The following is a 26,346-nucleotide window of genomic DNA, read 5'->3' as shown; positions in this document are numbered from 1 at the left end:
GCAACATTTCCGGAAGTTTTCTTGGAACGTTAACGGCTGCGCCTCGTTGTATAACCAGCACCCCGCGACGATGGGGAAATAAACTGGAGTATAACGATGACTAACTTTGTAGTGAACACAACCGCCGCCGTAGCCCTGACCCTGATGGGCACCGCATCCTTTGCCGATAGCCTGACCACATCGGCGTCTGCCACCGCTCTGCCCACCGTCGACAAGATCGAAGTGACCACAGAGCTGGACGCAGTCGAGAACGCTGAAGCGGCAAAAGTATGGGCCAACATTGACGACGACCTGACGGCCAAACTGGTTGACCGCCTGCAAGGCCGTGCCGACACAGAGGGTTCGGACATCGTGATTGATATCGACGAAGTCTCGCTGGCCAGCAGCTTTGAACAGGCCGTCGGTGATGAAAAAGCATATCTCAAAGGTGATGTTGTCCTGCGCAACCCCGGCCCAGACGACAACGAATATTACACGCTGACCGTCCATGCGGAACAAGCACAGGCTTATTTCCCCGATGGCAAAGTCGTAACAGACCTGTCTACAGGCAGCCGTGTGTATTATCAGGCCATGCTGGATGCTTTCGCCGATAACGTCATTCTGAACCTTGATAAGTCCAATCTGAACAAGGGCTAATCAACCCAAAGTCAGAAAATAGCGCCGCTTGTCGGCGCTATTTTTTTGTCTGCCCTTCCGAGAGTTCCACGCAGACAGGTATAAAGCCGCCTTTGGCGTCTTGGACGCCGCGATCAATCCGCACAAATTGCGCCTCACCCATCCCCCTGCGCCAAGCGACAAGGCTTGACCGGCCCTGCGAATAGCTTAGAAATGTGGGGATTTCCTAAAATAAGGTCCCCTGCCATGGCCGCTGCCCCTTTGTCCCAAGATCCGCACCGTATCCGCGAAGGGCGCGAAAAAGTTCTGGAGGTTGCGATTGGCCGCGAAGTACGCGCGCACCGGCGCAAACAGGACATCACCGTGGCGGATCTATCGGTCTCGACGGGCCTCTCAATCGGAATGTTGTCCAAAATCGAGAACGGCAATACTTCGCCCTCACTGACCACGCTGCAATCGCTGGCAAATGCACTGGCGGTGCCGATCACATCCTTCTTTCGCGGGTTTGAGGAAGGACGCTCGGCCGTGCATACAAAAGCCGGCGAAGGCGTCGAGCTCGAGCGCGAAGGCACCCGCGCCAATCACCAATACAATCTGTTGGGTCATATCGGATCGAACTCTAGCGGCGTGATCGTCGAGCCCTATTTGATTACTCTAAACGAGGAATCCGACATCTTCCCGACCTTCCAACATGGCGGGATCGAGACGATTTACATGTTAGAGGGCGAAGTGGATTACCGCCACGGCGATGCTGTCTATCCGCTCAAACCTGGTGATACGCTATTTTTCGACGCGGATGCGCCGCACGGGCCCGAGGTATTGGTCTCCCTGCCCGCGCGGTATTTGTCGATTATCAGCTACCCGCAAAAGGCCTGACAGCTCAGGTCTGCAACGGTGGCTCTGTCTCCGGTTCGGGAAAGATGCCCGGACTTGTGGGCAACCCGTCGTCAAATTGCGACAGATAGTCCAGCATCATCGGCCGGTTGTCGATAAACCCCTTATAGGTGGCCAATTCATCGGGCAGATCGCGCACGACGCGGTGCAAGCGGCGGCCCCATTTCGGCATGGTCATCAGGTCCTGAAAACTGCACAGGTAACAACGGATCGGAAAGGCCAGCGCATTCGAGCGCGGCAAGCGGTAAAATGTTTGCAGTTCAACCCGCAGATGTTGCTTTGATCCGATATTTTCCGGCGTCAGTTCGGTCTTTTGGATGCCCCATTTATGGTAGTTCTCGGGCGAGGTATCCAGCAGCGGGTTCACCGTCATTGTCCAGTTCAACCGTCGCCCCGGAGAGCCCTGCGGGATGTTGAGCAAATATTTCAACGCGCGTTTGAAAATACCCAGCTCATGGGCCATCGGCACGGGCGCGTGCCATTCGAAAAAGTTCATACCGATGTCAAAATCAAGCGACCAATCCGCCTGCGTCGTGATCATCCCTGCATCCATCCACAGGTTGTTTTCGCGCTGATCCAAAATCGCGAAATCCCCTTGGGATTGGCGGGTGATGTATTCCATGGGGCCGTACGGCAGTGTATCTTCATCAAGGAACGTAAATGTATCATCAATTCCAAGCGGCTTGTTGATCCAGCGCCATGTATTGCCATCGCGGTGCAATTCGAACAGGTCGGGATAGTCTTCGGATTTCGAGACCATGATCAGCTCCAGCAGGTCCCACCCCGCCAGCGTCATATGCGGCAAAGACTGGCAGCGCAGCGGATCATCCGCCAGTACCTGCGCGCGGTCACGCATCTCGGACACATAATGCTCATCCACGTCAAAGCGTTTTTCATAGACCGAGCCTTCGGGCCCGCCGCGGTGCTGCTCGGCGTTCATGGAGTACATATAGCTGTCTTCATGAAACGGGAACGGAAAGCGTTTGATCGCCCATTCCGAGTTGTGGAATGAGTAATCATCGCGGAACGTCTCATTGTTGAACTGGATGCTCATCGGTCAATCTCCAACATTTCGCCGACAAAGCGGCTGACACAGGGCATGATCTTTTTGCCGCTGGCACGGTCATCATCCTCGAGCCAGTGGTCGCGATGGACAAACGCGCCATCGGCGGCAACCACAGGGGTCTCACACTGGCCGCATGAACCGGCGCGGCAAAGAAACGGTGCATCAACGCCTTCACGCTCCAATGCTTCGAGCAGGCTTTCATCGGCCCCCACGGTGATGGTTTTGTCGGATTTGCACAGACGCACCTCAAACGGCGCACCCGGCTCTGGTGCAAGGAATTCTTCGGCGTGTAGATGCGTATCCGCCCACCCCAGCCCCAAGGCCGCATCGCGCACCCCGTCGATCAGCCGCTCTGGCCCGCAGGTATAGGCGTGGGTGCCAAGGGGTTGACCCGCCAACACATCGCCAAGCGCCACGCGCGCGCCCGCGCTGCCGTCATACAGATGCACTTTAGCAGGGTGTTTCCCCTTGAGCATATCGCCGTAAGCAGCTGATAGCGCATCACGGCTGGTACAATGCAACTCCCAGCGGCCGCCGGTCTGCTCAAGCTGGGCAATCATTGCCATAAATGGTGTGATCCCGATGCCGCCCGCAAAAAACAGATGCTTTTTGGCGCGTAAATCAAGGCTGAACAGATTGACGGGATAGGCGATGGTCATCGCATCGCCCGGCCGCACCTGTGTGTGCATGAATAATGATCCGCCGCGCCCCTCATCATCACGGCGCACGGAAATGGCATAGGTCGACAGATCGGCAGGGTCTGACATCAGCGAATAGGGGTTCAGGCGGGTCACGTCGCCGTCTTGCATGCTGACAACCGTATGCGCGCCGCCCGAAAACGGAGGAAAGGCGCCGCCATCGGCGCGGGTGAATTCGAACCGTGTGACCAGATCGGTCACGGGCACAACGGCGCTGACAATCACGTCAATCTGGGCGGGGCCTGCTTTGGCTTTTTGCGGCGCGCTCATTCGTAGATCCCCTTGGGTGTGGGGACGTTTCCGGGGTCTTCTGCATCTACGCAAACCGCCTGATAGGCGGCCAAACGGCGCGAATAATGATCGCGCACAAACAGGTTCAAGCCGCAATGACTGCACTGGAACGGGTCTATCTCGACATCCTCGGTGAAGCCTTTGCAGTGCACGCATTGCATCCGCCGCGCGGTGGAGCCGCGATGCTCTGTCTGGATCGCGTCCAGCGGCACACCCGCCGAAGTGGCCTCGTTCATCGCCTGCCCCATCAGGCTTTCTGTGCCGGACAGATAGACCTGAAGCCCCATCTTTGCATCGCTCAGAACCCGCTTGATCCGTGGCAGCGCAGCGCCATAGCTTGGCCCCTCATAGAATTGCGCAGGTGCCAGCGCGCGCAGCTGTTCGCTGTAATCCGCACCACGGCTGATAAAGATGATGTGAGACTGCGCCATCAGCTCAGGCGTGGCCATATCCACGATCGCCTCGGCACCTTGCGCATCCGCAATGAACAGATGCGCCGCGCCTGCACGCGGGGTCAGCACGCCCCAGACGGGGCGGCTTGAGATGCTGGGTGGAAACGCAAACTTTGCCATAACGCCCCTCCTCAGCCTTTCGCCGTGCGGATGGTTTTATCCTTGTCATAAAACGGCATTTCTTCGGCTGTCGCTGCCAGTTCGGTGCCGTCAGGTTGTACCACGACCAGCTTTGTACCCGGCACAGCCGCATCAGGGGCAATCCGCGCAATGGCCACGGAATAGCCGTTCAGCTCGGAGGACAGCCCATAGGTGATCACGCCAATATCTGTGCCATCGCGCAGCACGCGCGCGTTCATTTCCATCTGCTCCATACTGTCAGACAGCTTTACGCCGTAAATCTTGAACCGCTCTTTGCCTTCCATGGCATAGTGGTTTTCCGCGCCGATAAAGCCCGTCTTGCCCGGTGATACGGTGAAATCGAGGCCCAGCTCCCACAGGGTGTCGCCGCATGGCTCATCCGCAAAGGGGAAGGTTTCCGAGTTGTCGCCCGGATAAAACAGCAGGTAGCTTTCAATGCGCAGCATATCGAGGGTGGAGAATTGCACAGGGCGCACGCCCATATCCTTGCCCGCCTCCAGAATGCTATCCCACAGATGGGTGGCATCCTTGGCGCGGCAGAAAATCTCATACCCCCGCTCGCCGGTATAGCCCGTGCGGCTGATCATCACGTCACGACCGTAAAGGCGCGTTTGCATAATGCCGAAATAGGCCAGATCGCGGATGCCGGGGATTTCTTGCGCCAGCAGGTCAACCGAAACGGGACCCTGCAGCGACATGTCATGCAGATCATCGTCAAACAGGATTTCACAACTTTTGCCCGCCGCAACGCTGGCAAGCTGTTCCATACCCGTGCCTGTGCCGTGCACAACCAGCCATGAATTCACCGCGAGGTGGTAGATGATGCAGTCGTCGACGAACTTACCATCCGCGTTCAGGATAGACGCATAGGTCGAGCGCCCCGGCGCGATTTTCTCGACATTACGGGTGGTGACACGGTCGATCACATAGGCCGCATCAGCCCCCACAACATGCACCTTCTTAAGGCCGGACACATCCATCAACCCTGCCTTGGTGCGGATCGCCTCATAATCGGCTTTTGCGCGTTCTGGCGTGTCGTCATAGAACCACGCGGTGCCCATCCCGTTCCAATCTTCCAGCTCCCCGCCGATCCCTGCGTGCCGGTGTGCCAGTGCGGATGTTCTCCAAATAATCGCCATGTCTTTTCCAGTCGAAGTTTAATTTCGTTAAATCCAGTCAGCCTTAGACTGGCCTGACAGGTCAAGACTGAGAGTTAATAAAATTTCCTCCAAAGCAAAAAGGGCCCGCAAAGCAGGCCCCCATGCATCATAATTCAGCGCCTTACTTGGACTTGCCGTATCGCTTGTATTTGGCATAGCTTTTCGCTTCGGCTTTTTGCCCGATCACAAGGGCCGCTATACACAGCACGATCGAAATCACGCTAAAGATACCGGGCCATGCGCCACCCAAGCCCATAAAGATCGCGCCAGAGACGCCTTCCCATGTCGCAGTTTCAAATGGAAATCCCATAGTAGTTACTCCTTAAATTCAGGCTTTTGTTGCACTTGGGGCAGAGATCGAAATCCCTTCGGGGTAGGCTTGCGCAGGCACTTTCACAGTGTCCAGACCGGCCAGCTCGGCGGCAGCGGGTACGCGCAACATGCCAAACATCTTCAGCACAAAGGAGGTCGCGAAACCGGTACCAAAGCCAAGAATGATAAAGACGACACAACCGACAAACTGCCCGACAAGGCTGATGGTTGGTGCGTCCGGTCCACCCAAAGCAGGATAACCCGCCGCAGTAATCCCGAGAACCAACATGCCGTAGATGCCGCAAGTACCGTGAACAGTCACCGCGCCAACCGCGTCATCAATGCCGAATTTCTCCAACAGACCAGCCGCAGGTTTCAGCAACAGACCGGCACCAACAGCAATGATAAACGCCAGACCGGGCCAGTAGAAATCAATGCCGGAAGCGGTCGAGATAATACCAGCCAGAGCGCCGGACATCATCCAGAACGGGTCTTTGGTGAATACCCATGCGCCGATGATACCGCCGCCGATGGCCATCAGGACGTTGAACGCCAATGCGCCAAGGTTGGTTGGTGTGCCGTAAATGGTGGCATAGTTGCCGCCCCACGACCATGCTTCACCGCCGACAACGACGCAGCCCATCAAGAAGCCCCAGAAACCAACGATAATGATCATCAGACCAGTAGCCGTCAGCGGCATGTTGTGACCGGGCAGGTCATTTGCCGTGCCGTCTTCATTGAATTTACCAAGGCGTGGACCAAGGTTGATCAGAACACCCAAAGCAAAGAAGGCCGCGACCGCGTGCACAAGCCCCGCCGCGCCAAAGTCATGCACACCCCACTGTGTGACCAACCAGCCATCCGAATGCCACGCCCATGCGGCCGCCAGCGTCCAGCTAAACCCGCCAAGGACAATGGCACAGATCACAAAGCCGACCGTCTGGATCCGCTCGATTACCGCGCCGGACATGATGGACGCAGTTGTTGCCGCGAACAGAGCGAACGCGCCCCAGAACACACCATCAATCTGGTCTTCGGTGTTTGGCCCCATGTAGGCGGCGCTTTCGCCCCATGGCCATGCAATCGCATTGGCATAGGCTGCGCCGGAAATGCCGTTTGCCCCTTCGGACAGGGTCAGACCTGTGGGGAAGCCCCAATAGACCCACCAGCCAAAGAAGTAGAACGCCGGAATGACAAAGGCGAAGGCGAGAATGTTTTTCACACCGGACGACAGCGCGTTTTTGGCCCGCGATGCGCCCATTTCATACGCAAGAAACCCTGCGTGGATAATGATCATCAGCGGGATGGTCAGATAGTAATATAGCTCTGCAAACATCGTGTTCGTCAGATTGCCTTTCGTTTCTATCGCAGCGACCTGCGCCACCAATTCGGCAAGTTGTTCTTCCACGGTATTGTCCCCTTGTTTTCCCTGTAGGTTGTAGACGGGCCCTGTTCATGTCGGGCCACTGCAAAAAATGAACCACGTGTTAACTTACGTGAAAAGAACTTTTTGCCCCCCATGAATAAAAGTTTCTTATTGTTGATAACGGCAAATCACAGTGATAGTTTTCGATTCGACCAACCTGCGCTGTGCAGGAAATTTTATGAGGGTAACAAAATGTGTGGGATTGTCGGGTTATTCCTGAAAGACAAGGCGCTGGAACCACAGCTGGGCGCATTGCTGACGAAAATGCTTGTGACGATGACAGATCGCGGCCCCGACAGTGCGGGCATTGCGATTTATTCAGATGATTCAACGGCTAAGTCAAAGATTGTCGTGCAGTCCGACACGCCTGATGCCGATTTTGCAGAACTTGATACAGCCCTTAGCAGCGCCATCGGCGCGCCTGTGACCATGACGACGGCCAGCACGCATGCGGTTTTATCAATTCCGCTGGGCGCGATTGAAAACGCCCGCGCGGCGTTGAAAACCGTCAATCCTGCCCTGCGCATCATGAGCCGCGGCGATAATCTAGAAATCTACAAAGAGGTCGGCCTGCCCAAAGATGTGGCAGCACGCTTTGATATTGAGCAGATGGCAGGCAGCCATGGCATCGGTCACACCCGTATGGCAACAGAATCAGCCGTCACGACGATGGGTGCTCACCCGTTCAACACCGGTGATGACCAATGCCTTGTGCACAACGGGTCGCTGTCCAACCATGCCAGCCTGCGCCGCAAGCTGCGCCGCGAGGGCATTCACATCGAGACCGAGAATGACACCGAGGTCGGTGCTGCCTATCTCACATGGCAGATGCAAAAGGGCGCGACCTTGGGCGAAGCCTTGCAAAGCAGCCTTGAGGATCTCGACGGGTTCTTCACATTTGTTGTCGGCACCAAGGACGGCTTTGGCGTCGTGCGCGACCCTATCGCGTGCAAACCGGCGGTGATGGCCGAAACCGATCAATATGTGGCCTTCGGATCAGAATACCGCGCATTGGCCGACCTGCCCGGTATCGAGAACGCCCGCGTCTGGGAGCCGGAGCCCGCAACCGTTTACTTCTGGAGCCATACGGACCAGCCCACTCAAGAGAAAGTCGCCTAAATGCAGACGATAGACATGGCAGTCACCGAGCTGCGCGAATTGAACGAGACCCTTCACGCACAGGCCGAAAATACAAACCAGACCGCTTGGGAAATTCTGAACCCCAAGGGGGCCCATGCGATTGCCTGTGGTCTGGATGCGCCGATCGAGGTCACGGTAAAGGGCTCGACGGGGTATTACTGTGGCGGCATGAACCAGCAGGCCACGATCAACATCAAAGGCTCCGCCGGTCCGGGCGTGGCCGAGAATATGATGAGCGGTGCCATTGTGATCGACGGGGACGCCAGCCAATATGCCGGTGCCACAGGTCATGGCGGGCTGTTGGTGATCAAGGGTAATGCCTCGTCGCGCTGCGGAATTTCCATGAAGGGGATCGACATCGTTGTGCATGGCAATATCGGGCATATGTCGGCCTTTATGGCGCAATCGGGCAATCTGGTGGTCTGCGGCGATGCGGGCGACGCATTGGGCGACAGCCTGTATGAAGCGCGCCTGTTTGTGCGCGGCTCGGTCAAATCGCTTGGCGCGGATTGCATCGAGAAAGAAATGCGCCCCGAGCATCTGGAAATTCTTGAGGATCTGCTGGCACGCGCAGGCGCGGACGCCAAACCGGAAGAGTTCAAGCGCTATGGATCGGCGCGCCAGCTGTATAATTTCAACATCGACAACGCATATTGAGGACCAGCCATGACTGATACATCTAACGGCGCGCCTCGGACTGCGCCCATTCAATCCGCGACATTCTCTAACCCGGTGAACGCCGAAATTCGCCGTGCAGCGGCGACAGGCATCTACGACATCCGTGGCGGTGGTGCCAAACGCAAGGTACCGCATTTCGATGACCTGCTGTTTCTGGGCGCTTCTATGTCGCGCTACCCGCTCGAAGGCTACCGTGAGAAATGCGAGACATCCGTGACCCTTGGCGGCCGTTTTGCCAAGAACCCGATCGAGCTGGATATCCCGATCACCATTGCGGGCATGTCCTTTGGTGCCTTGTCCGGCCCTGCCAAAGAGGCGCTGGGCCGTGGTGCGACCCTTGCGGGCACCTCGACCACCACAGGCGATGGTGGCATGACCAATGAGGAACGCGGCCACTCAAACAAGCTGGTCTATCAATATCTGCCCTCGCGCTATGGCATGAATCCTGTAGACCTACGCCGCGCCGATGCGATCGAGATTGTTGTGGGCCAAGGGGCCAAGCCCGGCGGCGGCGGCATGTTGCTGGGTCAGAAAATCAGCGACCGCGTGGCCGAGATGCGCAACCTGCCAAAAGGCATCGACCAACGCTCGGCCTGCCGCCATCCTGATTGGACCGGCCCTGACGATCTCGAGATCAAGATCCTCGAGCTGCGCGAGATCACCGGTTGGAAAGTCCCGATCTATATCAAAGTTGGCGGTGCGCGGCCCTATTTCGACACCACACTTGCCGTCAAAGCGGGCGCAGATGTTGTTGTGCTGGACGGGATGCAAGGCGGCACGGCAGCCACGCAGGATGTGTTTATCGAAAACGTGGGCCAGCCCATTCTGGCTTGTATTCGCGAGGCTGTGCGCGCGCTGCAAGACCTCGGCATGCACCGTGAAGTGCAACTGGTTGTCTCGGGCGGTATCCGCACCGGTGCGGATGTTGCCAAAGCTATGGCCATGGGCGCGGATGCCGTTGCCATCGGTACCGCAGCGCTGATCGCCCTTGGCGACAATGATCCCAAATGGGAGGCCGAGTATAACGCATTGGGCACCACGGCTGGTGCCTATGACGATTGGCACGAGGGCCGCGACCCTGCGGGCATCACCACCCAGGATCCCGAGCTGATGAAACGCTTTGACCCGATCGAGGGCGGGCGCCGCTTGAACAACTATCTCAAGGTGATGACGCTGGAGGCGCAAACCATCGCGCGGGCCTGTGGTAAAAACCACCTGCACAATCTCGAACCCGAGGATCTGTGCGCGCTGACAATGGAGGCCGCTGCCATGGCCAAAATTCCGCTGGCCGGCACCGATTGGTATCCCGGCAAGCCCGGCACATCCTACTGAACCTAAAACGAGGGCGCGGCCATGCGGCACGCGCCCCTTTCTTTGCACCACAGGGAACACCGCTATGACCACAGATCTGGCCCAATTTGCCGCCGACAATAACGTCAAATATTTCATGATCAGCTTTACCGACCTTTTCGGCGGCCAACGGGCCAAACTGGTGCCCGCCCGCGCCATCGCCGATATGCAGGAAGACGGCGCAGGCTTTGCCGGTTTCGCCACATGGCTTGACCTGACCCCTGCCCACCCCGACATGCTGGCCGTGCCTGACCCCGAGGCGGTGATCATCCTGCCATGGAACCGCGAGATCGCATGGGTGCCCGCCGATTGCGTGATGGAGGGCGAACCCGTCGCCCAAGCACCGCGCAACGTGCTGCGCCGTCTTATCGCCGAGGCAGCCGATGAAGGCATGCGCGTGAAAACCGGCATCGAGGCAGAATTCTTCCTGCTCACCCCCGACGGCGAACAGATCAGCGACCCTTTCGATACCGCCGCCAAACCCTGCTATGATCAGCAGGCATTCATGCGCCGCTTGGAGGTCATTCAGGAAATCAGCGATCACATGCTCGAGCTGGGCTGGAACCCGTACCAGAATGACCATGAGGACGCGAACGGCCAGTGGGAAATGAACTGGGATTTCGACGACGCGCTCAAGACCGCTGACAAACACAGTTTCTTTAAATTCATGGTCAAAACCGTCGCGGAAAAACACGGCTACCGCGCGACCTTCATGCCCAAGCCTGTTGAGGGTCTGACAGGCAACGGTTGTCATGCGCATATCTCGGTCTGGGATCTGGACGGCAAGACAAATGTCTTTGCCATGGAAGCAAACGACAGTAGCCAGACGGCTGAATTGGGCCTGTCCGATCAGGGGCGTAACTTCCTTGGCGGGATTATGAAACACGCAAGTGCCCTGCCCGCCATCACCAACCCGACCGTCAACAGCTATAAACGCATCAACGCGCCGCGCACCATGTCAGGGGCCACATGGGCGCCCAATACGGTCACATGGACCGGCAATAACCGCACCCATATGGTGCGTGTGCCCGGCCCCGGCCGGTTTGAGCTGCGCCTGCCTGATGGTGCGGTAAACCCCTATCTGTTGCAGGCGGTCATCATCGCCGCCGGTCTGTCCGGCGTGCGCAGCAAGGCCGACCCCGGCCCGCGCCATGACATCGACATGTATGCCGAAGGCCATCTGGTCAAAGACGCGCCGCTACTGCCGCTCAACATGCTGGACGGGCTGCGCGCGTTTGACGCCGACAGCGGGCTCAAGGGTGCCATGGGCGACGAATTCGCGGCCTCCTACATCAAGATGAAGACGCAGGAATGGGACAGCTTTGTCGGTCATTTCAGCCAATGGGAAAAAGACAACACATTGGATATCTGATGTGCCTAGTTGCGCGTCACCCTGTGGTGGCGCGCGCTTTGTGTGGCCCTTTTATGTTGAGGGCCACGCCTATTTGTGATCGACTTTACCTATGATTTACCGCGCAGACATCGGCAGCCAACGCTTTACATGGCCCTCCCTGAAACAGCTTTTGGCCCATGCAAGCCCTGCGCGCACGGGCGATGCTTTGGCGGGGCTGTCGGCCAGCGGCCCTGTAGAGCGTATTGCAGCACAACATTGCCTTGCAGATGTGCCGCTCAAGGCATTTCTTGACGACATTCTCGAAGTTGATGGCGATGATGTTACCGCGCTGATCATGGACCAGCATGATCCTGCGGCATTTGCCGTTATCTCGTCGTTGACTGTGGGCGGTCTGCGGGACTGGCTGCTGGACGGATCGGTCACCGGCGATGATCTGGCGGGGATTGCATGGGGGCTGACGCCGGAGATGGTCGCCGCTGTGAGCAAAATCATGCGCGCACAAGACCTGATCGCCGTGGCCGCCAAAATCGAGGTTGTGACCAAGTTCCGCTCGACCATCGGGCTGCGCGGGCGGCTGTCTACGCGCAACCAGCCCAATCATCCCGCCGATGACAGCCGCGGCATCGCGCTGTCGGCGATTGACGGGCTGTTGATGGGCACAGGCGATGCGGTGATCGGCGTGAACCCTGCCACAGATACCGTGCCCGACTATATCCGCATCTGCGAGGTACTGGAGGCCATCCGCACCCAGCTTGATATCCCCACACAGCATTGCCTGTTGGGCCATGTCAGCACCGCGATCAAGGCCATGGAGCACAACGCCCCCGTTGATCTGGTGTTTCAGTCGGTCGCGGGCTCCACCAAAGCAAACGCCGGCTTCGGGGTCACCCTGCCGATGTTGGACGAGGCTTTTGACGCCGTGCACAGCCTGAACCGCGCGCCTGCGGGCAGCAACCTTATGTATTTCGAGACAGGACAGGGTGCCGCCCTGTCGGCGGATGCCCATCACGACATGGACCAGCAAACCATGGAAACCCGCGCCTACGCCGTGGCGCGACAGTATAAGCCGTTGCTGGTCAACACCGTCGTCGGATTTATCGGGCCGGAATATCTGGCGGACGGCAAACAGATCATTCGCGCAGCGCTTGAGGATCATTTTTGCGGCAAGCTGTTGGGTCTGCCGATGGGGGTTGATGTCTGCTATACCAACCATTCCTACGCGGATCAGGAAGATATGGATGTGCTGCTGACAGTCCTGTCCGCCGCTGGCGTCAGCTTTGTCATTACTGTGCCTGGCTCGGACGATATTATGCTCAACTATCAAACGCTTTCGCATCACGATGCGCATTTCATCCGCGACACGCTGCATCGCCCGCCTGCGCCGGAATTCGAGGCATGGATGGCGCGGATGGGCATTGGCACCCCTGATGTCGCATTACCCTCGATCGAGGGCGCGCTGGGGCAGCTGAGGTTGCCAGCAGCATGAGCGATGATCTGACCCCGCGCAGCGCCCTCCGCGCCATGACCCAAGCACGGCTTAGCTTTGGTCCGCCGCGCCGCGCAGCGGACACCTCCACCACGCTCAATTTCGCGCTGGATCACGCCCGCGCGCGTGAAGCTGTCACCTCCGAGCTGGATCTGGGCCGTATCACTGCTGATCTGGCCAAGGCGGGGCTGGCGCACGATCTGGTCACCAGTGCCGCGCAGAGCCGCGATACCTATATCACCCGCCCTGATTTGGGGCGGCAACTGCCCGAGGCACAGGCAAAACAGCTCTCGCAGCATCCCACGCCGGATGTGGCCATCGTACTGGGAGACGGGCTATCTGGCGTGGCGGTCGCGTTGAACGGTGCGGCCTTTGTGGCGCAGCTGAACACGCTTCTGAGCGATGCCGGAGTGTCCTGTAGCCCCGTGATCCTTGCCCAACAGGCGCGTGTCGCCTTGGGTGATAAGATTGCACAGGCCATGGGCGCAAAAACCGTGGTGATGGTGCTGGGGGAACGCCCTGGCCTGTCGGCAGCGGATGGGTTGGGCGTCTATATCACGCAAAATCCCGACGCACAGACGGCCGATAGTGCGCGCAACTGTATCTCGAATGTGCGCGCCGAAGGTCTGCCCATCGACAAAGCCGCCCAGCAAACCTGTGCGCTGATCCGGGAAATGCGCGCTGCGGGATGCAGTGGCGTGGCCCTCACGCAAACCCGCAGCCTGCCGCTCAGTTAACGCAGCCAGCCGCGCGCCCGTGCCGCCCGCGCAATTACCAAAAACACCACTGCAACAATCAGCGATACGGCCAAGCTCAGGATCACATTGCCAGCCATCCCCAGCGCCGCAGCCGTATAGGCCAATGCAACAGCCCAAGCAGCCAATGACAGCCCGAACAATTGCACCGCCACACGGCGCCGCAATAGCAACAAGATACAGCCCACCGCCCCCGCAAATGCCGCAACAATAAACACAGCCGAAGCCCAAACGGGCCGTTGCGCGATAAACCCCTGATAGGGCTCGGGCAATTGCCCCAAAGAGGCCGCAGCCGTTTGCGACAGGTAGTTCATGCAGCCCATCAGATGCCAAAGCAGCCCCAACACCGCAATCGACCAGTAGCTCAAGCTTGGTTTAGTCATACCCGTCCTTTTATCCTGCGTTACTTGGCCAACAGACGCCTGCTGCAGCGGAAAAATTTTGAAAGCGCTGAAGTTTTGTTCACCATAAAGAATATTTATTGACTTATAGTATCATTCGCGCTGCACTCCGGCAACTGACAATAAAAGGAACCTGCCATGACCAAACGCATTGCCATCCTCGGTGCAGGCCCCTCCGGCCTTGCCCAGCTTCGCGCATTTCAATCCGCCCAGGCGAACGGCGACGAGATTCCGGAAATCGTCTGTTTCGAGAAGCAATCGGATTGGGGCGGGCTTTGGAATTACACATGGCGCACAGGGTTGGATCAATACGGCGAACCTGTGCACGGCTCTATGTACCGCTATTTGTGGTCAAACGGTCCAAAAGAGGGGCTGGAATTCGCGGATTATTCGTTTGAAGAACATTTCGGCAAACAGATCGCCTCTTACCCGCCGCGCGCGGTATTGTTCGACTATATCCAAGGACGCGTGCAAAAGGCGGGCGTGCGCGACTGGATCCGCTTTGAAACCGCTGTGCGCTGGGTCAAGAAAGACGGCGACAAGTTTCAGGTCACGGCCTGCCACCTGCCCGAAGACCACACCTATACCGAAGAATTTGACCATGTGATTGTCTGCACAGGCCACTTCAGCACGCCCAATGTGCCGCAGTTTGACGGGTTTGACGCCTTCAAAGGCCGCGTGCTGCATGCCCATGATTTCCGCGATGCGATGGAGTTCAAGGATAAGGACATCCTGATTGTCGGCACCAGCTATTCCGCCGAAGACATCGGATCGCAGTGCTGGAAATACGGCGCAAAATCTATCACCGTCAGCCACCGCACTGCCGCTATGGGATATGACTGGCCCGACAATTGGGCCGAGGTGCCGCTCCTGACCCATGTGGACGGCAACACGGCCCATTTCAAAGACGGCACATCAAAAGACGTCGACGCCGTGATCCTGTGCACCGGTTACAAACACCACTTCCCCTTCCTGCCGGACGATTTACGCCTCAAGACCGCAAACCGGTTGGCAACGGCAGATCTGTATAAAGGGGTCGCTTATGTTCATGATCCGGCGCTTTTCTACATCGGGATGCAGGACCAGTGGTTTACCTTCAACATGTTTGATGCACAGGCGTGGTACGTCCGCGATGTGATCATGGACCGCATCGCCGTGCCGGATACAGACACGATGAAGGCAGATGTTGCGGACCGGATCGCGCGCGAAGACGCAGGTGAGGATGACTATGACGCAATTTGGTATCAGGGAGATTACATCAAAGAGCTGATCGCGGACACGGATTATCCGACCTTCGATGTCGAGGGGGCCTGCAAAGCCTTCAAGGAATGGAAAGGTCACAAGAAAAAGGGCATCATGACCTTCCGCGACCACGGCTATAAATCCGTGATAACGGGCACCATGGCGCCCCAGCACCACACCCCGTGGAAAGATGCGCTTGACGATAGTCTTGAGGTTTACCTACAGAACTAGCTGGGTTCACTACAAATACAGACGCCATGCCGACCGCCCCTGCCAGTTGGGGCGGATACCGGTGCACCAACACGGTTAAACACGAATACAACTTCAACAGGACTTCTAATGAGCAAATACGCCCTCACCGTGACATGCCAATCCCGTCGCGGCATCGTCGCAGTCATTGCAAATTACCTCGCGGATAACGGGTGCAATATCACCGATTCTGCGCAGTTCGACGATAAGGAAACCGGCAACTTTTTCATGCGCGTCAGCTTTGAAACCGAGACTGACGTCACGCTGGATACCCTGTCCGAAAAACTAGTCCCCACGGCGGACGAATTCGGCATGGACTATGAATTCCACGACGAAGGGCAAAAGATGAAAGTCGTGATCATGGTATCGCGCTTTGGTCACTGTCTTAACGATCTGATGTACCGCTGCAAAATTGGTGCGCTGCCGATTGATATCGTGGCGGTGATTTCAAACCACATGGATTATCAAAAGGTCGTCGTGAACAACGACATCCCCTTCCACTGCATCAAGGTCACCAAAGAAAACAAACCCGAAGCCGAGGCCAAGATCATGTCAGTGGTCGAGGAATCCGGTGCCGAGTTGATCGTATTGGCGCGCTACATGCAGATCCTGTCGGATCAGATGTGTCAGAAAATGTCGGGTAAAATTATCAACATCCACCATTCTTTCCTACCCAGCTTCAAGGGGGCAAACCCCTACAAGCAGGCGTTCCAACGCGGCGTAAAGCTGATCGGGGCAACATCGCATTATGTGACTGCTGATCTGGATGAAGGTCCCATCATCGAGCAAGACACCGTGCGCGTCACCCATGCGCAATCGCCAGAGGATTATGTATCCTTGGGCCGCGATGTGGAAAGTCAGGTTCTGGCCCGCGCAATTCACGCGCATATCCACCGTCGTGTCTTCCTGAACGGCAACAAGACTGTCGTCTTCCCGGCATCGCCAGGGTCATACGCCTCCGAACGGATGGGTTAACAAAACATCGAACGCCCGCGATCAGGATCGCGGGCGTTCTTTCTTTGGATCATAGGCTGCCAGATCGGCACGGACGACCGCGGGCAGCCGTTTCTGGTGTCCATCCAACTTACCAATCTCGACCGCTGTGCCAGCCTCGGCATGCGCCACATCAATCCGCGCCATTGCAATATTCTTACCCAGCAGCGGCGAACGCATGGCCGAAGTCACCTCGCCCACCTGAGCGCGGCCGATATGGATGCAATCGCCATGGCCCACCTCGACCTCGCTGCCGATGTCGAGACCGACCAGCTTGCGCATGGGGTGCTCCTTGCGCCGGATCAACGCGTCACGGCCGATAAAATCGTCAGGCTTTGACTTCAGCAGCACGGTAAAGCCGATGCCCGCTTCGAACGGGTCCGTTTGATCCGAGAAATCATAATCCGCAAAAACTAGCCCCGCCTCGATGCGCACCATATCCAGCGCCTCGAGCCCCATAGGGCGCAGGCCATATCCCTGCCCCGCCTCCCAAATCGCGTCAAAAACCTCGGTCGCGTGTTTCGGGTGGCACATCACCTCATAGCCCAGCTCGCCGGTGTAACCGGTGCGCGAGATGACAAAGGGCGTGCCCAGCTCATTGCGCAGGCGCGCAGGGCAGAAACGGAACCACGCAAGCTGGTCGAATTCGGGGTTATGCGGCGCGGTCCAGACCAGATCACGCAGCAGGTCGCGCGACTTTGGCCCCTGCACCGCCACATTGTGCAACTGATCTGTCGAAGAACGGACCAAAACCTTCAGCCCCAGCTTGTCCGCCTGTTCGCGCAGCCATTCGCCGCCGTAATCATTCCCGCCAATCCAGCGGAAGTTATCACGCCCCAGCCGGAAAATTGTACCATCGTCGATCATCCCGCCGTGCTCGTAGCACATAGCCGTATAAACAACGCCGCCCACGGGCAGCGTTTTCATGTTGCGGGTAAAGACATACTGGCACAAGGCTTCGGCATCAGGGCCGTTGATCTCGAATTTGCGCAGGGGGGACAGATCCATGATCACCGCATCGCGGCGGCAGGCATGATACTCGGCGATTGGCCCTTCACCCGCAAAGCAATTGGGCATCCAATAGCCGTTATATTCAACGAAATTGCGGGTATGTTTGGCAAAACTCTCGTGGAAACCGGTTTGCTTGGTCATCTTGGGCTCCGCATCTGGGGTCACGCGTGTGGCGATTGCGCGTTGAAAGGTTTCTTTGCCGGAGTAGGTCCGGATGTGGATGTCTGTGGGGTTCCACCCGTTGGCGGCAGTGGTGTCATCGGGGCACGCGCTTGAGACGCAGACAATATCGGTAAGCGCACGCAGAAGCACATAATCACCCGGCCGCGACCATGGCTCATCCGCGTACATGACGCAGTGGGCATCAATGCCGGTGTTGAAGAAAAAATTGATCGCCATCCAACCGGGGCGCCCTGTGACGCCGTATTGCGTCAAGGCCGTGTTGAAGTTGTCTGAACAATTTACATGCCCCGGATAGCCGATATCATCGTAATATTTAGCCGAACACGCCAAGGCAAACGCATCATGACGCCCGCAGGTGTCTTGGACCACCTCAACCAGCGGCACCATTTCCTGATCGTAGTATTTCGCGTGCAGACCCGGCATCGGGTAGGCGTGGCCCATCAGGGTTCGCGTGGTGGTGACATCCAACGCATGCTCGATCCCCTTATCCAGCTTACGCGCGCTGAAACATTCAAAATCAGTGCATTGCCGCCCGTCCACATCCAGAATTTGGATGTAATCCCCGGCCTTCACAAAATAGGCTTCGGCGGTTTGGGAATGCACACGGATGTCCTGCAATGGATCGGCAAGCGGTGTGGGCAACTCGAACCGCACCGTTTGCTTTATCACAGCACGTTTAATCGTAACCGTCAGCGGCGTGCAGGTATCTTGCGCCTCAAGGTCCATGATGCCACCCGGTGCCGCGATGATCACACAACCATCGCGCGTCGCGGTAAAGCTTTGCTCGGTTTTCGCCGGTGTGGTTGCCTCAAACAGATGCACAGCCCCTGCACCACCGATGTCGATCTTGCGGGCGTCCAATCCCATGCGCAGCCCCCGCAACGAGCGATCATCGCCCGTCAAAAGCGATTGCAAGCCCCTAGCAGGTCCCTGCCCCTGCGCGCCAATGATACCTGCATCAATCCGCCCCGCGCCATCACATGCCAAAACCTCGCAGCGCTGCCCCCCCTCGTCATTTGAAATGGTGATCAGGTCCCCGACGGACAATGCCAGCAACACCGCGCCGCCACCTTCAACAGGATAGCGTTCCGTCCCGGCAGGCAATGAAAACACGCGAGGCTCAAAAATTCCGCTTGGCTTTGGTGGCCCTGAGCGTAGTCTAAAGAAATCGTCCTGCATCATCGCCTCGCATGTTGCATCACTGGAAATAATATTTAACGTCAAGAATGCATTCAAATGCAACATCCGACAGATGAATCAGACACTGCGGACATGGAATTCGGGATCGCCTGCCCAAACGGACAGCGCATCCCCTGATTTGGAATAGGTGATTTTTGATCTCTCTTGCTTTTGGACTGGTCGCGGCGGCGTGCTGGGGCATCCACGATTTTTGCATCCGTTTCATCAGCCAGAATATACCCGTAAGCGCGAGTATGCTTGCGGTTATGGTGTTTGGGCTGATTTTCCAGCTGGGCCTTCTTGTGGTGACTGGCAGCTACACCAGCATCCCCGCGCAAGGCGTCTTGCCCCTGATCGGTGCAGGCATTTCCTTCACGCTTGCCAATGTGGGGCTATATCTGGCCTTTCAACGTGGTCCCGTCTGGCTGGCGGCCCCTTTGGTCGCCTGTTTTTCGGTCTTCTCGGTCGGAATTGCGATAATTGGCGGGGCCAGCTTTTCGATCGGGCAAGGCGCTGCAATTTTGTCGATCCTTGCAGGGATCACGATCATCGCCGTACTGGCAGACAAGGAACTCGTTCCCACCGAGGGAAAAATCTGGACGGTCATAACAGCATTGTTAGCAGCAGCCGGTTTTGCAGCGACATTTGCCTTTGGACAGATTGCCACCGAAATGACCAACGGGCTTGTCTCATCTGTCGTAATGCGGGTCGTCGCAATCGGGATTATCCTGACAGGTATCCTTGCGCTCGGGCTGCCGCTTTGGCCCAAGGCAGGCACATGGCGCATTCTGGCCATCATGGGGGTTCTAGACGGTATCGCGATTTTATCTGTGGTAACCGCAGGGAATTACCCCAATCCCGAATACGCAGCGGTTGCTACGGCCATCTACGGTCTGCCCACCATCTTGTTGGCCTCCGTCTTTCTCAAAGAGCGGATCAACGCCAAGCAATGGGCCGGCTGCCTGCTAGTCTTTAGCGGTATTGCCTATCTGGCGCTTTAGCCCGGGCGGTCAGGAGACCCGTTTCCCCGCGCTCCATGTTTCGTGCAATACAGGCAGGCCGTCAGAGATACCAAAGCGGATGATGTCAGCCCGCTGACCGACGGCCAGCCGCCCCCGATCTTTCAGTCCAACCGCGCGCGCGGGAGCAGAGGTAACCGTGCGCATACCCCGCGCGAGATCCCCCCACAGATCGCCAAGCTGCACCGCTGCCAACAACAGTCCCGCAGGCACATAATCCGATGATAGAATATCCAACCTGTCCATTTTCGCCAGATCAGCCGCCGCGACATTCCCAGAATGAGACCCTCCGCGGATCAGGTTAGGTGCGCCCATAATCGTTGCAATGCCGCGGGCATGGCAGGCATCGGCAGCCGTGGCAGTGGTCGGGAACTCTGCCACCCGCACACCGTAAAAATGGCTTGTGCTGACCTGTTCGCCGGTTGTGTCATCATGACTGGCCAATGTCGCGCCCAGCCGTTTGGCTGCGGCAACGGTTGCCGCCTCATGTTTAATGCCCAAGCGTGATTGAAGATCATACAAAAACGCGACATAAGCCTCCCACTCGGTATCCGAATAGCGACGTTTGCCGCGAATGTAGGTTTCGAATTTCGACACATCAACGAATTGCCGTTGACCCGGTGTGTGGTCCATCATTGATACAATGCCGATACGGTCCCGGGATGTGAATTCGTCCAGCTCTTCGATAAGCGTCTCGGAGCAGATTTCGGCGCGCAAATGGATATGGTGACTGATCCGGAACAAACCTTCCGCCTGCACGGCCAGAATTTCATCCGTCATCTGGCGTGCGTATTTGGCATAGCCCGCCCCCGTATTGGACACGATCGAGCCTACACGAATAGCGTCGAAAACGGTGGTAATCCCGACACCGGCCAATTCGCGGTCATGCGCCAAGATCGCTGCACGAAAAGGCCAGTTTACCTTTGGGCGCGGCTCTAGATGGCGCTCGACGTTGTCGGTGTGCAGCTCTACCAAACCCGGCGCAAGATAATCCCCGCCCACGTCAACCGCGCCCTTGGGCACAGTGCTGCCGCTGCCAATATCTGTGATTACACCATCGTTCAAAACCAACGAACCGGTGACAATTTCGTCGTCGAGGATCAGCTTGGCATTTGAAAAAATCATGCTGTTTGTCATATCTGGCTCACGGTTGTTGTGCAGGTGCAAGCATCTACGGGAATGTTAAAGGCGTCGGGTTGGAGAAAGATGCCCAAATCTCGACCTCCCCTATGCGCTGACCGGATAGAGCAGATCGCAGACCCGTTGAACCGTATCAGACAAAGCGCCGCTGTTATCTACAGTATGAACCCGAAGTCCTGTCGGCAAAGGCGATCCCACGCGGTCAAGGCGCTCAGCGATTTGCGCCGCAGTTTCGCGCCCGCGTGCCCTCAGCCTTTGTGCGAGGATATGACGGGTTGCTGTCAGCTGCACCACCTCCAGATGCGCAAAGCGCGCATGCGCCAGTGGCAATACCGTGCGTGAGAGATTGGCCAACACATCTTTGCCCATCAACAGATCGGCCTCGGCCTTGCATGCAATGGCATAAGACAGACCATGGGCAGACCAATGCAAGGCGAACCCATCCGCAGCTAAAGCCGCGTCATATGCGGCCTGCGTCACCGCATCGAAATCCTCTCCGCCCGCGTCGGCAGGTCGGGTGATCATCCGGCGCGCCAGAACCATGCGCGGCTCTTTTGCGGCGATGGCCCGCATGACGCTGTCCTTGCCCACCCCTGACGGACCGACAACCGCAATAAAGCGCCCGCTCACGCCGCCAGCCCCGGTGTGTAGCCCGTCAGGTCAAACTGTTTATCGCAGATGGCGTCGCGGGCAGCATGATCGTGGAAAATGCCAATGATCGCTGCTCCACGTGCCTTGGCTTCACTGATCATCTCCAACACGGTTGCGCGGTTGGTCGGGTCTAGACTGGCCGTTGGTTCATCCAGCAACAGCGCCGGATAAGGAAAGGCAAAACCGCGCGCGATGTTGACCCGTTGTTGTTCACCGCCTGAAAATGTCGTTGGGCTTAGCTGCCATAGACGTTCAGGGATGTTCAAACGGGTCAGCAGCGCCGCGGCTTTATCATGCGCGCCCCCACGGTCAGTGCCGGTGGCAAGCAATGGCTCTGCCACAACATCCAAGGTCGAAACCCGCGGCACCACACGCAGGAACTGGCTCACATAGCCAAGGGTGTCACGGCGCAGGCGAATGATCTCCCGCGGGAGGGCTGTGGCCACATCCACCTTCCCCACAATGATCCGCCCCGAAGCGGTCAGGTAGTTGCCGTAGATCATCCGCATCAGCGTAGATTTCCCCGCACCAGAGGCCCCGACAAGCGCGACACATTCACCGGCTGCAACTGTAAGGGATGCCTCCTGCATGACGGGTATTTCGGCTGCACCCTGATTGTGCAGCACGAATGATTTTGAAACATTTTCAATGGAAATCATGTAATTACACCTGCAAAACGGATGAAACAAGAAGCTGCGTATAGGCGTGCTGTGGATCGTCCAGCACCTGATCGGTCAGGCCAGTCTCAATTACACGCCCGTCTTTCATCACCATCAACCGATCCGCCAACAACCGCACAACGGCCAGATCATGGGTCACGATGATCGCACTCAGGTTCATCTCGCGGACCAGACCGCGCAGCAGATCCAGCAGTCGCGCCTGTACTGAGACATCAAGCCCGCCTGTCGGCTCGTCCATGAACACCAATCGTGGGCCCGTCACCAGATTGCGCGCGATCTGCAGCCGTTGCTGCATTCCGCCCGAGAAAGCTGTGGGGCGGTCGTCAATGCGGTCTTCGGTAATTTCCACCCGTCCCAACCAATCAATCGCCTCAGCGCGGATATCGCCATAGTGGCGGGCGTTCACAGCCATCAGGCGCTCACCAACATTGCCGCCGGCACTTACGTTCATGCGCAGACCGTCGCGGGCATGTTGGTGCACAAATGCCCAATCGGTGCGGCCCAGCATCCGGCGTTCCGGGTCGGACATGGTGAGTGTGTCGCGCAAGCCTTCGGCGCGGGTGTCAAAACGCACCGCGCCACGGTCCGGCGTCAGATGTCCGGCCAGACAGTTCAGCAATGTCGACTTCCCCGATCCGCTTTCGCCGACGATCCCCAACACTTCGCCCGGATAGAGATCAAAAGACACATCCGTGCAGCCGATCCGCGCACCGTAGTTTTTGGCGATATTTTCGACCTGTAGCAGCGGGGTGGTCATGCCGCGTCCTCCGTATGGGGCAAGCCTTGCGCGCCGATATGGCCATCTGCACGCCGCGCGCGGCAATAATCCGTGTCCGAGCACATAAACATGCGCCCGCCCTCATCATCGACAATCAACTCATCAAGATAGCTGTCTTGCGCTCCGCATAGATCACAGGCGTGATCCGCCTTGCTCGGCTCGAACGGGTAGTCCTCGAAATCAAGGCTCACCACCTGCGTGTAGGGCGGGATTGCGTAAATGCGCTGCTCGCGTCCTGCCCCGAACAGTTGAATACCCGCCATTTCCAGCTTGGGGTTGTCGAACTTGGGGATTGGTGACGGGTCCATCACGTAGCGCCCCTCAACCTTGACCGGATAGGCATAGGCTGTGGCGATATCGCCGTGCTGGCTGATATCTTCATAGAGCTTCACATGCATCAGCCCGTATTCCTCAAGGCTGTGCATTTTGCGGGTTTCGACCTCTGACGGCTCGAGAAAGCGGAGCGGTTCGGGAATGGGCACCTGATAGACAAGGATCTGATCCGCGCGCAGCTTTTTCTCGGGGATGCGGTGGCGGGTCTGGATGACGCTCGCCTCTGCTGTGGCTTCGGTCACGGCAACACCTGCGGTCTTTTGAAAAAACCGCCGGATCGAAACAGCATTTGTTGTATCATCAGCCCCTTGGTCAATGACCTTAAATCGGTCATCCGGCGTCAGCACAGCGGCAGAAACCTGCACCCCGCCCGTGCCCCAACCATAAGGCATGGGCATCTCGCGGCTGGCAAAAGGCACCTGATAGCCGGGGATCGCCAGGCCTTTCAGGATCGCGCGGCGGATCATGCGTTTGGTCTGCTCGTCGAGATAGGCAAAGTTATAATCGCTCATTCTGCGGCCTCCTGCGCGGTGCTTGCCTGTGCCTCGCGGCGCAGCTTGCGGATCAGTTCAAGCTCGGACTGGAAATCGACGTAATGGGGCAGTTTGATATGTTCCAAGAACCCCGTCGCCTGAATATTATCGCTGTGATAGAGGACAAATTCCTCGTCCTGAGCAGGTGCGCCAAGGTTATCCTCACCAAGCTCTTGCCAGCGCAATGCGCGGTCAACCAAAGCCATCGAAATCGCCTTGCGCTCAGACATGCCAAACACCAACCCATACCCCCGCGTGAATTGTGGCGGCTGGGTCTTAGAGCCTTGGAACTGGTTCACAGTTTCACATTCCGTTACCGTGATCTCGCCAATATCTATCGCAAAGCCCAGCTCGGGGATGTCCATCTCAACCGCCACCGCACCGATCCGCAGCTCTGCGACAAAAGCGTGGTTGCGCGCATATCCACGTTGCGTGGAATAGGCCATGCCAAGGATAAACCCTTCGTCCCCACGGGTGAGCGCTTGCAAGCGCAAGGCGCGACTGGCGGGCAGCTCAAGCGGGGCACGGGTCAGATCGTCGGGTACATCCGCGCCCGATGGTTCGGGCTGGATCAGGTTTTCACGATCCAGAAACGACATGATATGCGGGGTGGCCGTTTGCTGTGCTGTAGCACCGGGTGCTTGCCCCGCCTCCCCGTCCGCGGCCAGTTTAAAATCCAGCAAACGGTGCGTGTAATCAAATGTCGGCCCAAGGATCTGGCCACCGGGCGCGTCTTTGAACGTCGCGGACACGCGCCTGTCGCATTGCATATCTTCGGTCGCGATCGGGATCGAACCGCCAAAACGCGGCAATGTCGTTCGGTAGGCCCGGACAAGAAACACCGCCTCGATCAGATCGCCCCTCGATTGTTTGATCGCCAGCGCAGCAAGGTCGGGATCAAAAAGAGACCCCTCGGCCATGACGCGATTGACTGCCAATGCCATTTGTTCGCGGATTTGATCCACGCTCAGCTCGGGTACATCCACATCGCCGCGCCGCTCTTCAGCGAGCCACGCATGTGCGTTATCAATCGCGCGCTCGCCCCCTTTTACCGCAACATACATCAGCTTACCTTTGTCGTACGGGGCAGCGCCGCAAAGCGGTCTGCGCTAGTAAAAATAAAGTCCAACCCCAAAGGAAATCGCCGCGCATTGTGCTGAAAGGCTTGTGTTTCGGGCAATGATAGCTGCGCGTGTGTCTCGATCCCCGGCCCGGTGAGCATCATACCTGTGGCGGTTAGATCAGCCTGCTCGACAATCAAAGTGGCCGAGCGATCAGGGTATTCCGGCGTCCCGCATGAAAAGTCACCCAAAGGCAGATCCCTCCAAGCGCCGATCGCAAACATTGCATCCTGCGCCCGCACGAATGGCGCACCGATATGAAAGGTGATCCAGTCGCGCAGCGGGCCCGTGTCATATCCGCCACCCAGAAAAATCGGGGTCTCGGGGTCGCACAGGGTCAGGAGGACAACCCCAGCAGCAACGCCAAGCGGTGCAGGTGGCTCCGCCCCGCCTACGCTCAGGATATCACCGGGGCGCGCCATCGCTGTCATCACCGCGCGAAACGCATGCGAAGCATCCACTGCCGGATCGTCAAAACCGCCCTCAAGAACATCCGCCTGCATCAATCTTCCCCCCGCACCATGGTAAAGAAATCCACTTTTGTGGCCGCCGCTTTGGCCAGACGGGTGTTTTTGCGTTTGGCCATAGCATTGCGCAAAGGGGTCAGCACATCCGCCTCCAACCTATCGGCCATGTCCGTTTGCATCAGCGCGTCGATCAAGGCGGCCTGCGTTGCATGGGCTTTGTCCCTGCCCTGCACATACCCATGACCAACCGCTCCGCTGTCCAGCTTGACCGAGGCCCGCGTGACAGTCATTTCGCCCAGATTGAAAGGCGCACCCACTGCGCCTGCGCGCCCTCGCACCATGACGCCTCCGATTTCGGGGGTGCGCAAGACAGTACGCACGGGGGCCATATCCAGCGCCGTCCACAGCCTGGCCACATCACCTGCGGGCGATTTTGCCAACAAGCTCAGCCATTCTTTACGGGCGGAGTTTGGATCGCTCATCACATTCATCTAGACACCTTCCGACCATAACTATACAACTAGACAAATACTAGCTAGTAATGCCTC

27 protein-coding genes are annotated in these 26,346 nt (G+C 57.7%); 11 read left to right on the top strand and 16 right to left on the bottom strand.

All coding sequences use genetic code 11. From position 1 onward, the window contains the following. Positions 1-96: 96 nt before the first annotated feature. Positions 97-636 carry a hypothetical protein gene (locus ABJM03_RS11035; RefSeq protein ID WP_348417442.1) on the top strand — a complete coding sequence of 180 codons (540 nt, stop codon included), beginning with the start codon at positions 97-99 and terminating at the stop codon, positions 634-636. Between the two features lie 225 nt (positions 637-861). Then, positions 862-1,491 (top strand): XRE family transcriptional regulator, encoded by a 630-nt coding sequence (locus tag ABJM03_RS11030; protein WP_348417441.1) that lies wholly within the window; start codon positions 862-864, stop codon positions 1,489-1,491. 4 nt (positions 1,492-1,495) lie between these two features. Here ABJM03_RS11030 and ABJM03_RS11025 read toward each other — a convergent pair whose 3' ends face one another. The 6 genes from ABJM03_RS11025 to ABJM03_RS11000 all read right to left on the bottom strand — a co-directional run bounded on the left by ABJM03_RS11025 (position 1,496) and on the right by ABJM03_RS11000 (position 7,037). Beyond that, positions 1,496-2,563: a DUF3445 domain-containing protein gene (locus tag ABJM03_RS11025; RefSeq protein WP_348417439.1), complete on the bottom strand. Its 1,068-nt coding sequence runs from the start codon at positions 2,561-2,563 to the stop codon at positions 1,496-1,498. Beyond that, complete coding sequence (locus ABJM03_RS11020; protein WP_348417438.1) at positions 2,560-3,543, bottom strand: PDR/VanB family oxidoreductase; 984 nt, start codon at positions 3,541-3,543, stop codon at positions 2,560-2,562. The genes ABJM03_RS11025 and ABJM03_RS11020 overlap by 4 nt, the downstream gene beginning before the upstream one ends. Further along, on the bottom strand, positions 3,540-4,136 hold the full coding sequence (locus tag ABJM03_RS11015) for a dimethylamine monooxygenase subunit DmmA family protein (RefSeq protein WP_348417437.1): 597 nt from the start codon (positions 4,134-4,136) through the stop codon (positions 3,540-3,542). Before ABJM03_RS11015 ends, ABJM03_RS11020 begins: the two co-directional genes overlap by 4 nt. A gap of 11 nt (positions 4,137-4,147) precedes the next feature. After that, complete coding sequence (locus ABJM03_RS11010; RefSeq protein ID WP_348417436.1) at positions 4,148-5,296, bottom strand: aminomethyltransferase family protein; 1,149 nt, start codon at positions 5,294-5,296, stop codon at positions 4,148-4,150. Between the two features lie 142 nt (positions 5,297-5,438). Next, the gene (locus ABJM03_RS11005; protein ID WP_348417435.1) at positions 5,439-5,627 is read right to left on the bottom strand and encodes a hypothetical protein; all 189 of its coding nucleotides are present in this window, start codon (positions 5,625-5,627) and stop codon (positions 5,439-5,441) included. Between the two features lie 18 nt (positions 5,628-5,645). Then, positions 5,646-7,037 (bottom strand): ammonium transporter, encoded by a 1,392-nt coding sequence (locus ABJM03_RS11000; RefSeq protein ID WP_348417434.1) that lies wholly within the window; start codon positions 7,035-7,037, stop codon positions 5,646-5,648. Between the two features lie 210 nt (positions 7,038-7,247). On the opposite strand from ABJM03_RS11000, the gene ABJM03_RS10995 reads away from it, so the two are divergent. The 6 genes from ABJM03_RS10995 (at position 7,248) to eutC (ending at position 13,800) form a co-directional block, all read left to right on the top strand. Beyond that, complete coding sequence (locus ABJM03_RS10995; protein WP_348417433.1) at positions 7,248-8,174, top strand: glutamine amidotransferase family protein; 927 nt, start codon at positions 7,248-7,250, stop codon at positions 8,172-8,174. Beyond that, positions 8,175-8,852, top strand: coding sequence for a GXGXG domain-containing protein (locus ABJM03_RS10990; protein WP_348417432.1), 678 nt, complete (start codon positions 8,175-8,177; stop codon positions 8,850-8,852). 9 nt (positions 8,853-8,861) lie between these two features. Further along, the gene (locus tag ABJM03_RS10985; protein ID WP_348417431.1) at positions 8,862-10,205 is read left to right on the top strand and encodes an FMN-binding glutamate synthase family protein; all 1,344 of its coding nucleotides are present in this window, start codon (positions 8,862-8,864) and stop codon (positions 10,203-10,205) included. 64 nt (positions 10,206-10,269) lie between these two features. Further along, positions 10,270-11,595: a type III glutamate--ammonia ligase gene (gene glnT, locus ABJM03_RS10980; protein ID WP_348417430.1), complete on the top strand. Its 1,326-nt coding sequence runs from the start codon at positions 10,270-10,272 to the stop codon at positions 11,593-11,595. A 91-nt stretch (positions 11,596-11,686) separates the two neighbouring features. Beyond that, entirely contained in the window at positions 11,687-13,063 is a 1,377-nt protein-coding gene (locus ABJM03_RS10975; protein ID WP_348417429.1) for an ethanolamine ammonia-lyase subunit EutB, read from the top strand. Then, positions 13,060-13,800, top strand: a complete 741-nt coding sequence (eutC, locus tag ABJM03_RS10970; protein ID WP_348417428.1) for an ethanolamine ammonia-lyase subunit EutC — start codon at positions 13,060-13,062, stop codon at positions 13,798-13,800. The genes ABJM03_RS10975 and eutC overlap by 4 nt, the downstream gene beginning before the upstream one ends. Here the strand turns inward: eutC and ABJM03_RS10965 are convergent. Then, positions 13,797-14,201 carry a hypothetical protein gene (locus ABJM03_RS10965; RefSeq protein WP_348417427.1) on the bottom strand — a complete coding sequence of 135 codons (405 nt, stop codon included), beginning with the start codon at positions 14,199-14,201 and terminating at the stop codon, positions 13,797-13,799. The genes eutC and ABJM03_RS10965 overlap by 4 nt on opposite strands. A gap of 156 nt (positions 14,202-14,357) precedes the next feature. Here ABJM03_RS10965 and ABJM03_RS10960 point away from each other — a divergent pair, with 156 nt between their 5' ends. Both ABJM03_RS10960 and purU read left to right on the top strand, forming a co-directional pair. After that, a complete protein-coding gene (locus tag ABJM03_RS10960) occupies positions 14,358-15,692 on the top strand; it encodes an NAD(P)/FAD-dependent oxidoreductase (protein WP_348417426.1) in 1,335 nt (444 codons plus the stop codon). Between the two features lie 108 nt (positions 15,693-15,800). Beyond that, a complete protein-coding gene (gene purU, locus ABJM03_RS10955; protein ID WP_348417425.1) occupies positions 15,801-16,685 on the top strand; it encodes a formyltetrahydrofolate deformylase in 885 nt (294 codons plus the stop codon). A gap of 21 nt (positions 16,686-16,706) precedes the next feature. On the opposite strand, the gene ABJM03_RS10950 is transcribed toward purU, so the two are convergent. Then, positions 16,707-19,079 carry a DUF1989 domain-containing protein gene (locus ABJM03_RS10950; protein WP_348417597.1) on the bottom strand — a complete coding sequence of 791 codons (2,373 nt, stop codon included), beginning with the start codon at positions 19,077-19,079 and terminating at the stop codon, positions 16,707-16,709. A 152-nt stretch (positions 19,080-19,231) separates the two neighbouring features. On the opposite strand from ABJM03_RS10950, the gene ABJM03_RS10945 reads away from it, so the two are divergent. Further along, the gene (locus ABJM03_RS10945) at positions 19,232-20,077 is read left to right on the top strand and encodes a DMT family transporter (RefSeq protein WP_348417424.1); all 846 of its coding nucleotides are present in this window, start codon (positions 19,232-19,234) and stop codon (positions 20,075-20,077) included. A gap of 9 nt (positions 20,078-20,086) precedes the next feature. Here ABJM03_RS10945 and ABJM03_RS10940 read toward each other — a convergent pair whose 3' ends face one another. From ABJM03_RS10940 to phnG, 8 genes are all read right to left on the bottom strand, one after another. Further along, positions 20,087-21,232, bottom strand: coding sequence for an alpha-D-ribose 1-methylphosphonate 5-triphosphate diphosphatase (locus ABJM03_RS10940; RefSeq protein ID WP_348417423.1), 1,146 nt, complete (start codon positions 21,230-21,232; stop codon positions 20,087-20,089). Positions 21,233-21,322: 90 nt separating this feature from the next. Then, complete coding sequence (gene phnN / locus ABJM03_RS10935; protein WP_348417422.1) at positions 21,323-21,865, bottom strand: phosphonate metabolism protein/1,5-bisphosphokinase (PRPP-forming) PhnN; 543 nt, start codon at positions 21,863-21,865, stop codon at positions 21,323-21,325. Beyond that, a complete protein-coding gene (gene phnL, locus ABJM03_RS10930) occupies positions 21,862-22,545 on the bottom strand; it encodes a phosphonate C-P lyase system protein PhnL (protein ID WP_348417421.1) in 684 nt (227 codons plus the stop codon). The genes phnN and phnL overlap by 4 nt, the downstream gene beginning before the upstream one ends. A 4-nt stretch (positions 22,546-22,549) precedes the next feature. After that, entirely contained in the window at positions 22,550-23,323 is a 774-nt protein-coding gene (gene phnK / locus ABJM03_RS10925; RefSeq protein ID WP_348417420.1) for a phosphonate C-P lyase system protein PhnK, read from the bottom strand. After that, a complete protein-coding gene (locus ABJM03_RS10920) occupies positions 23,320-24,189 on the bottom strand; it encodes an alpha-D-ribose 1-methylphosphonate 5-phosphate C-P-lyase PhnJ (protein WP_348417419.1) in 870 nt (289 codons plus the stop codon). The genes phnK and ABJM03_RS10920 overlap by 4 nt, the downstream gene beginning before the upstream one ends. After that, on the bottom strand, positions 24,186-25,274 hold the full coding sequence (locus tag ABJM03_RS10915) for a carbon-phosphorus lyase complex subunit PhnI (RefSeq protein WP_348417418.1): 1,089 nt from the start codon (positions 25,272-25,274) through the stop codon (positions 24,186-24,188). The genes ABJM03_RS10920 and ABJM03_RS10915 overlap by 4 nt, the downstream gene beginning before the upstream one ends. Then, entirely contained in the window at positions 25,274-25,834 is a 561-nt protein-coding gene (phnH, locus tag ABJM03_RS10910) for a phosphonate C-P lyase system protein PhnH (RefSeq protein WP_348417417.1), read from the bottom strand. The genes ABJM03_RS10915 and phnH overlap by 1 nt, the downstream gene beginning before the upstream one ends. Then, entirely contained in the window at positions 25,834-26,289 is a 456-nt protein-coding gene (gene phnG, locus ABJM03_RS10905; RefSeq protein WP_348417416.1) for a phosphonate C-P lyase system protein PhnG, read from the bottom strand. The genes phnH and phnG overlap by 1 nt, the downstream gene beginning before the upstream one ends. Positions 26,290-26,346 lie beyond the last annotated feature (57 nt).

The organism is Sulfitobacter sp. (assembly GCF_039977885.1).
Lineage (GTDB): Bacteria > Pseudomonadota > Alphaproteobacteria > Rhodobacterales > Rhodobacteraceae > Sulfitobacter.
Note: the sequence above shows the minus strand (reverse complement) of the source record. Positions and strands in the feature narration are given on the sequence as shown.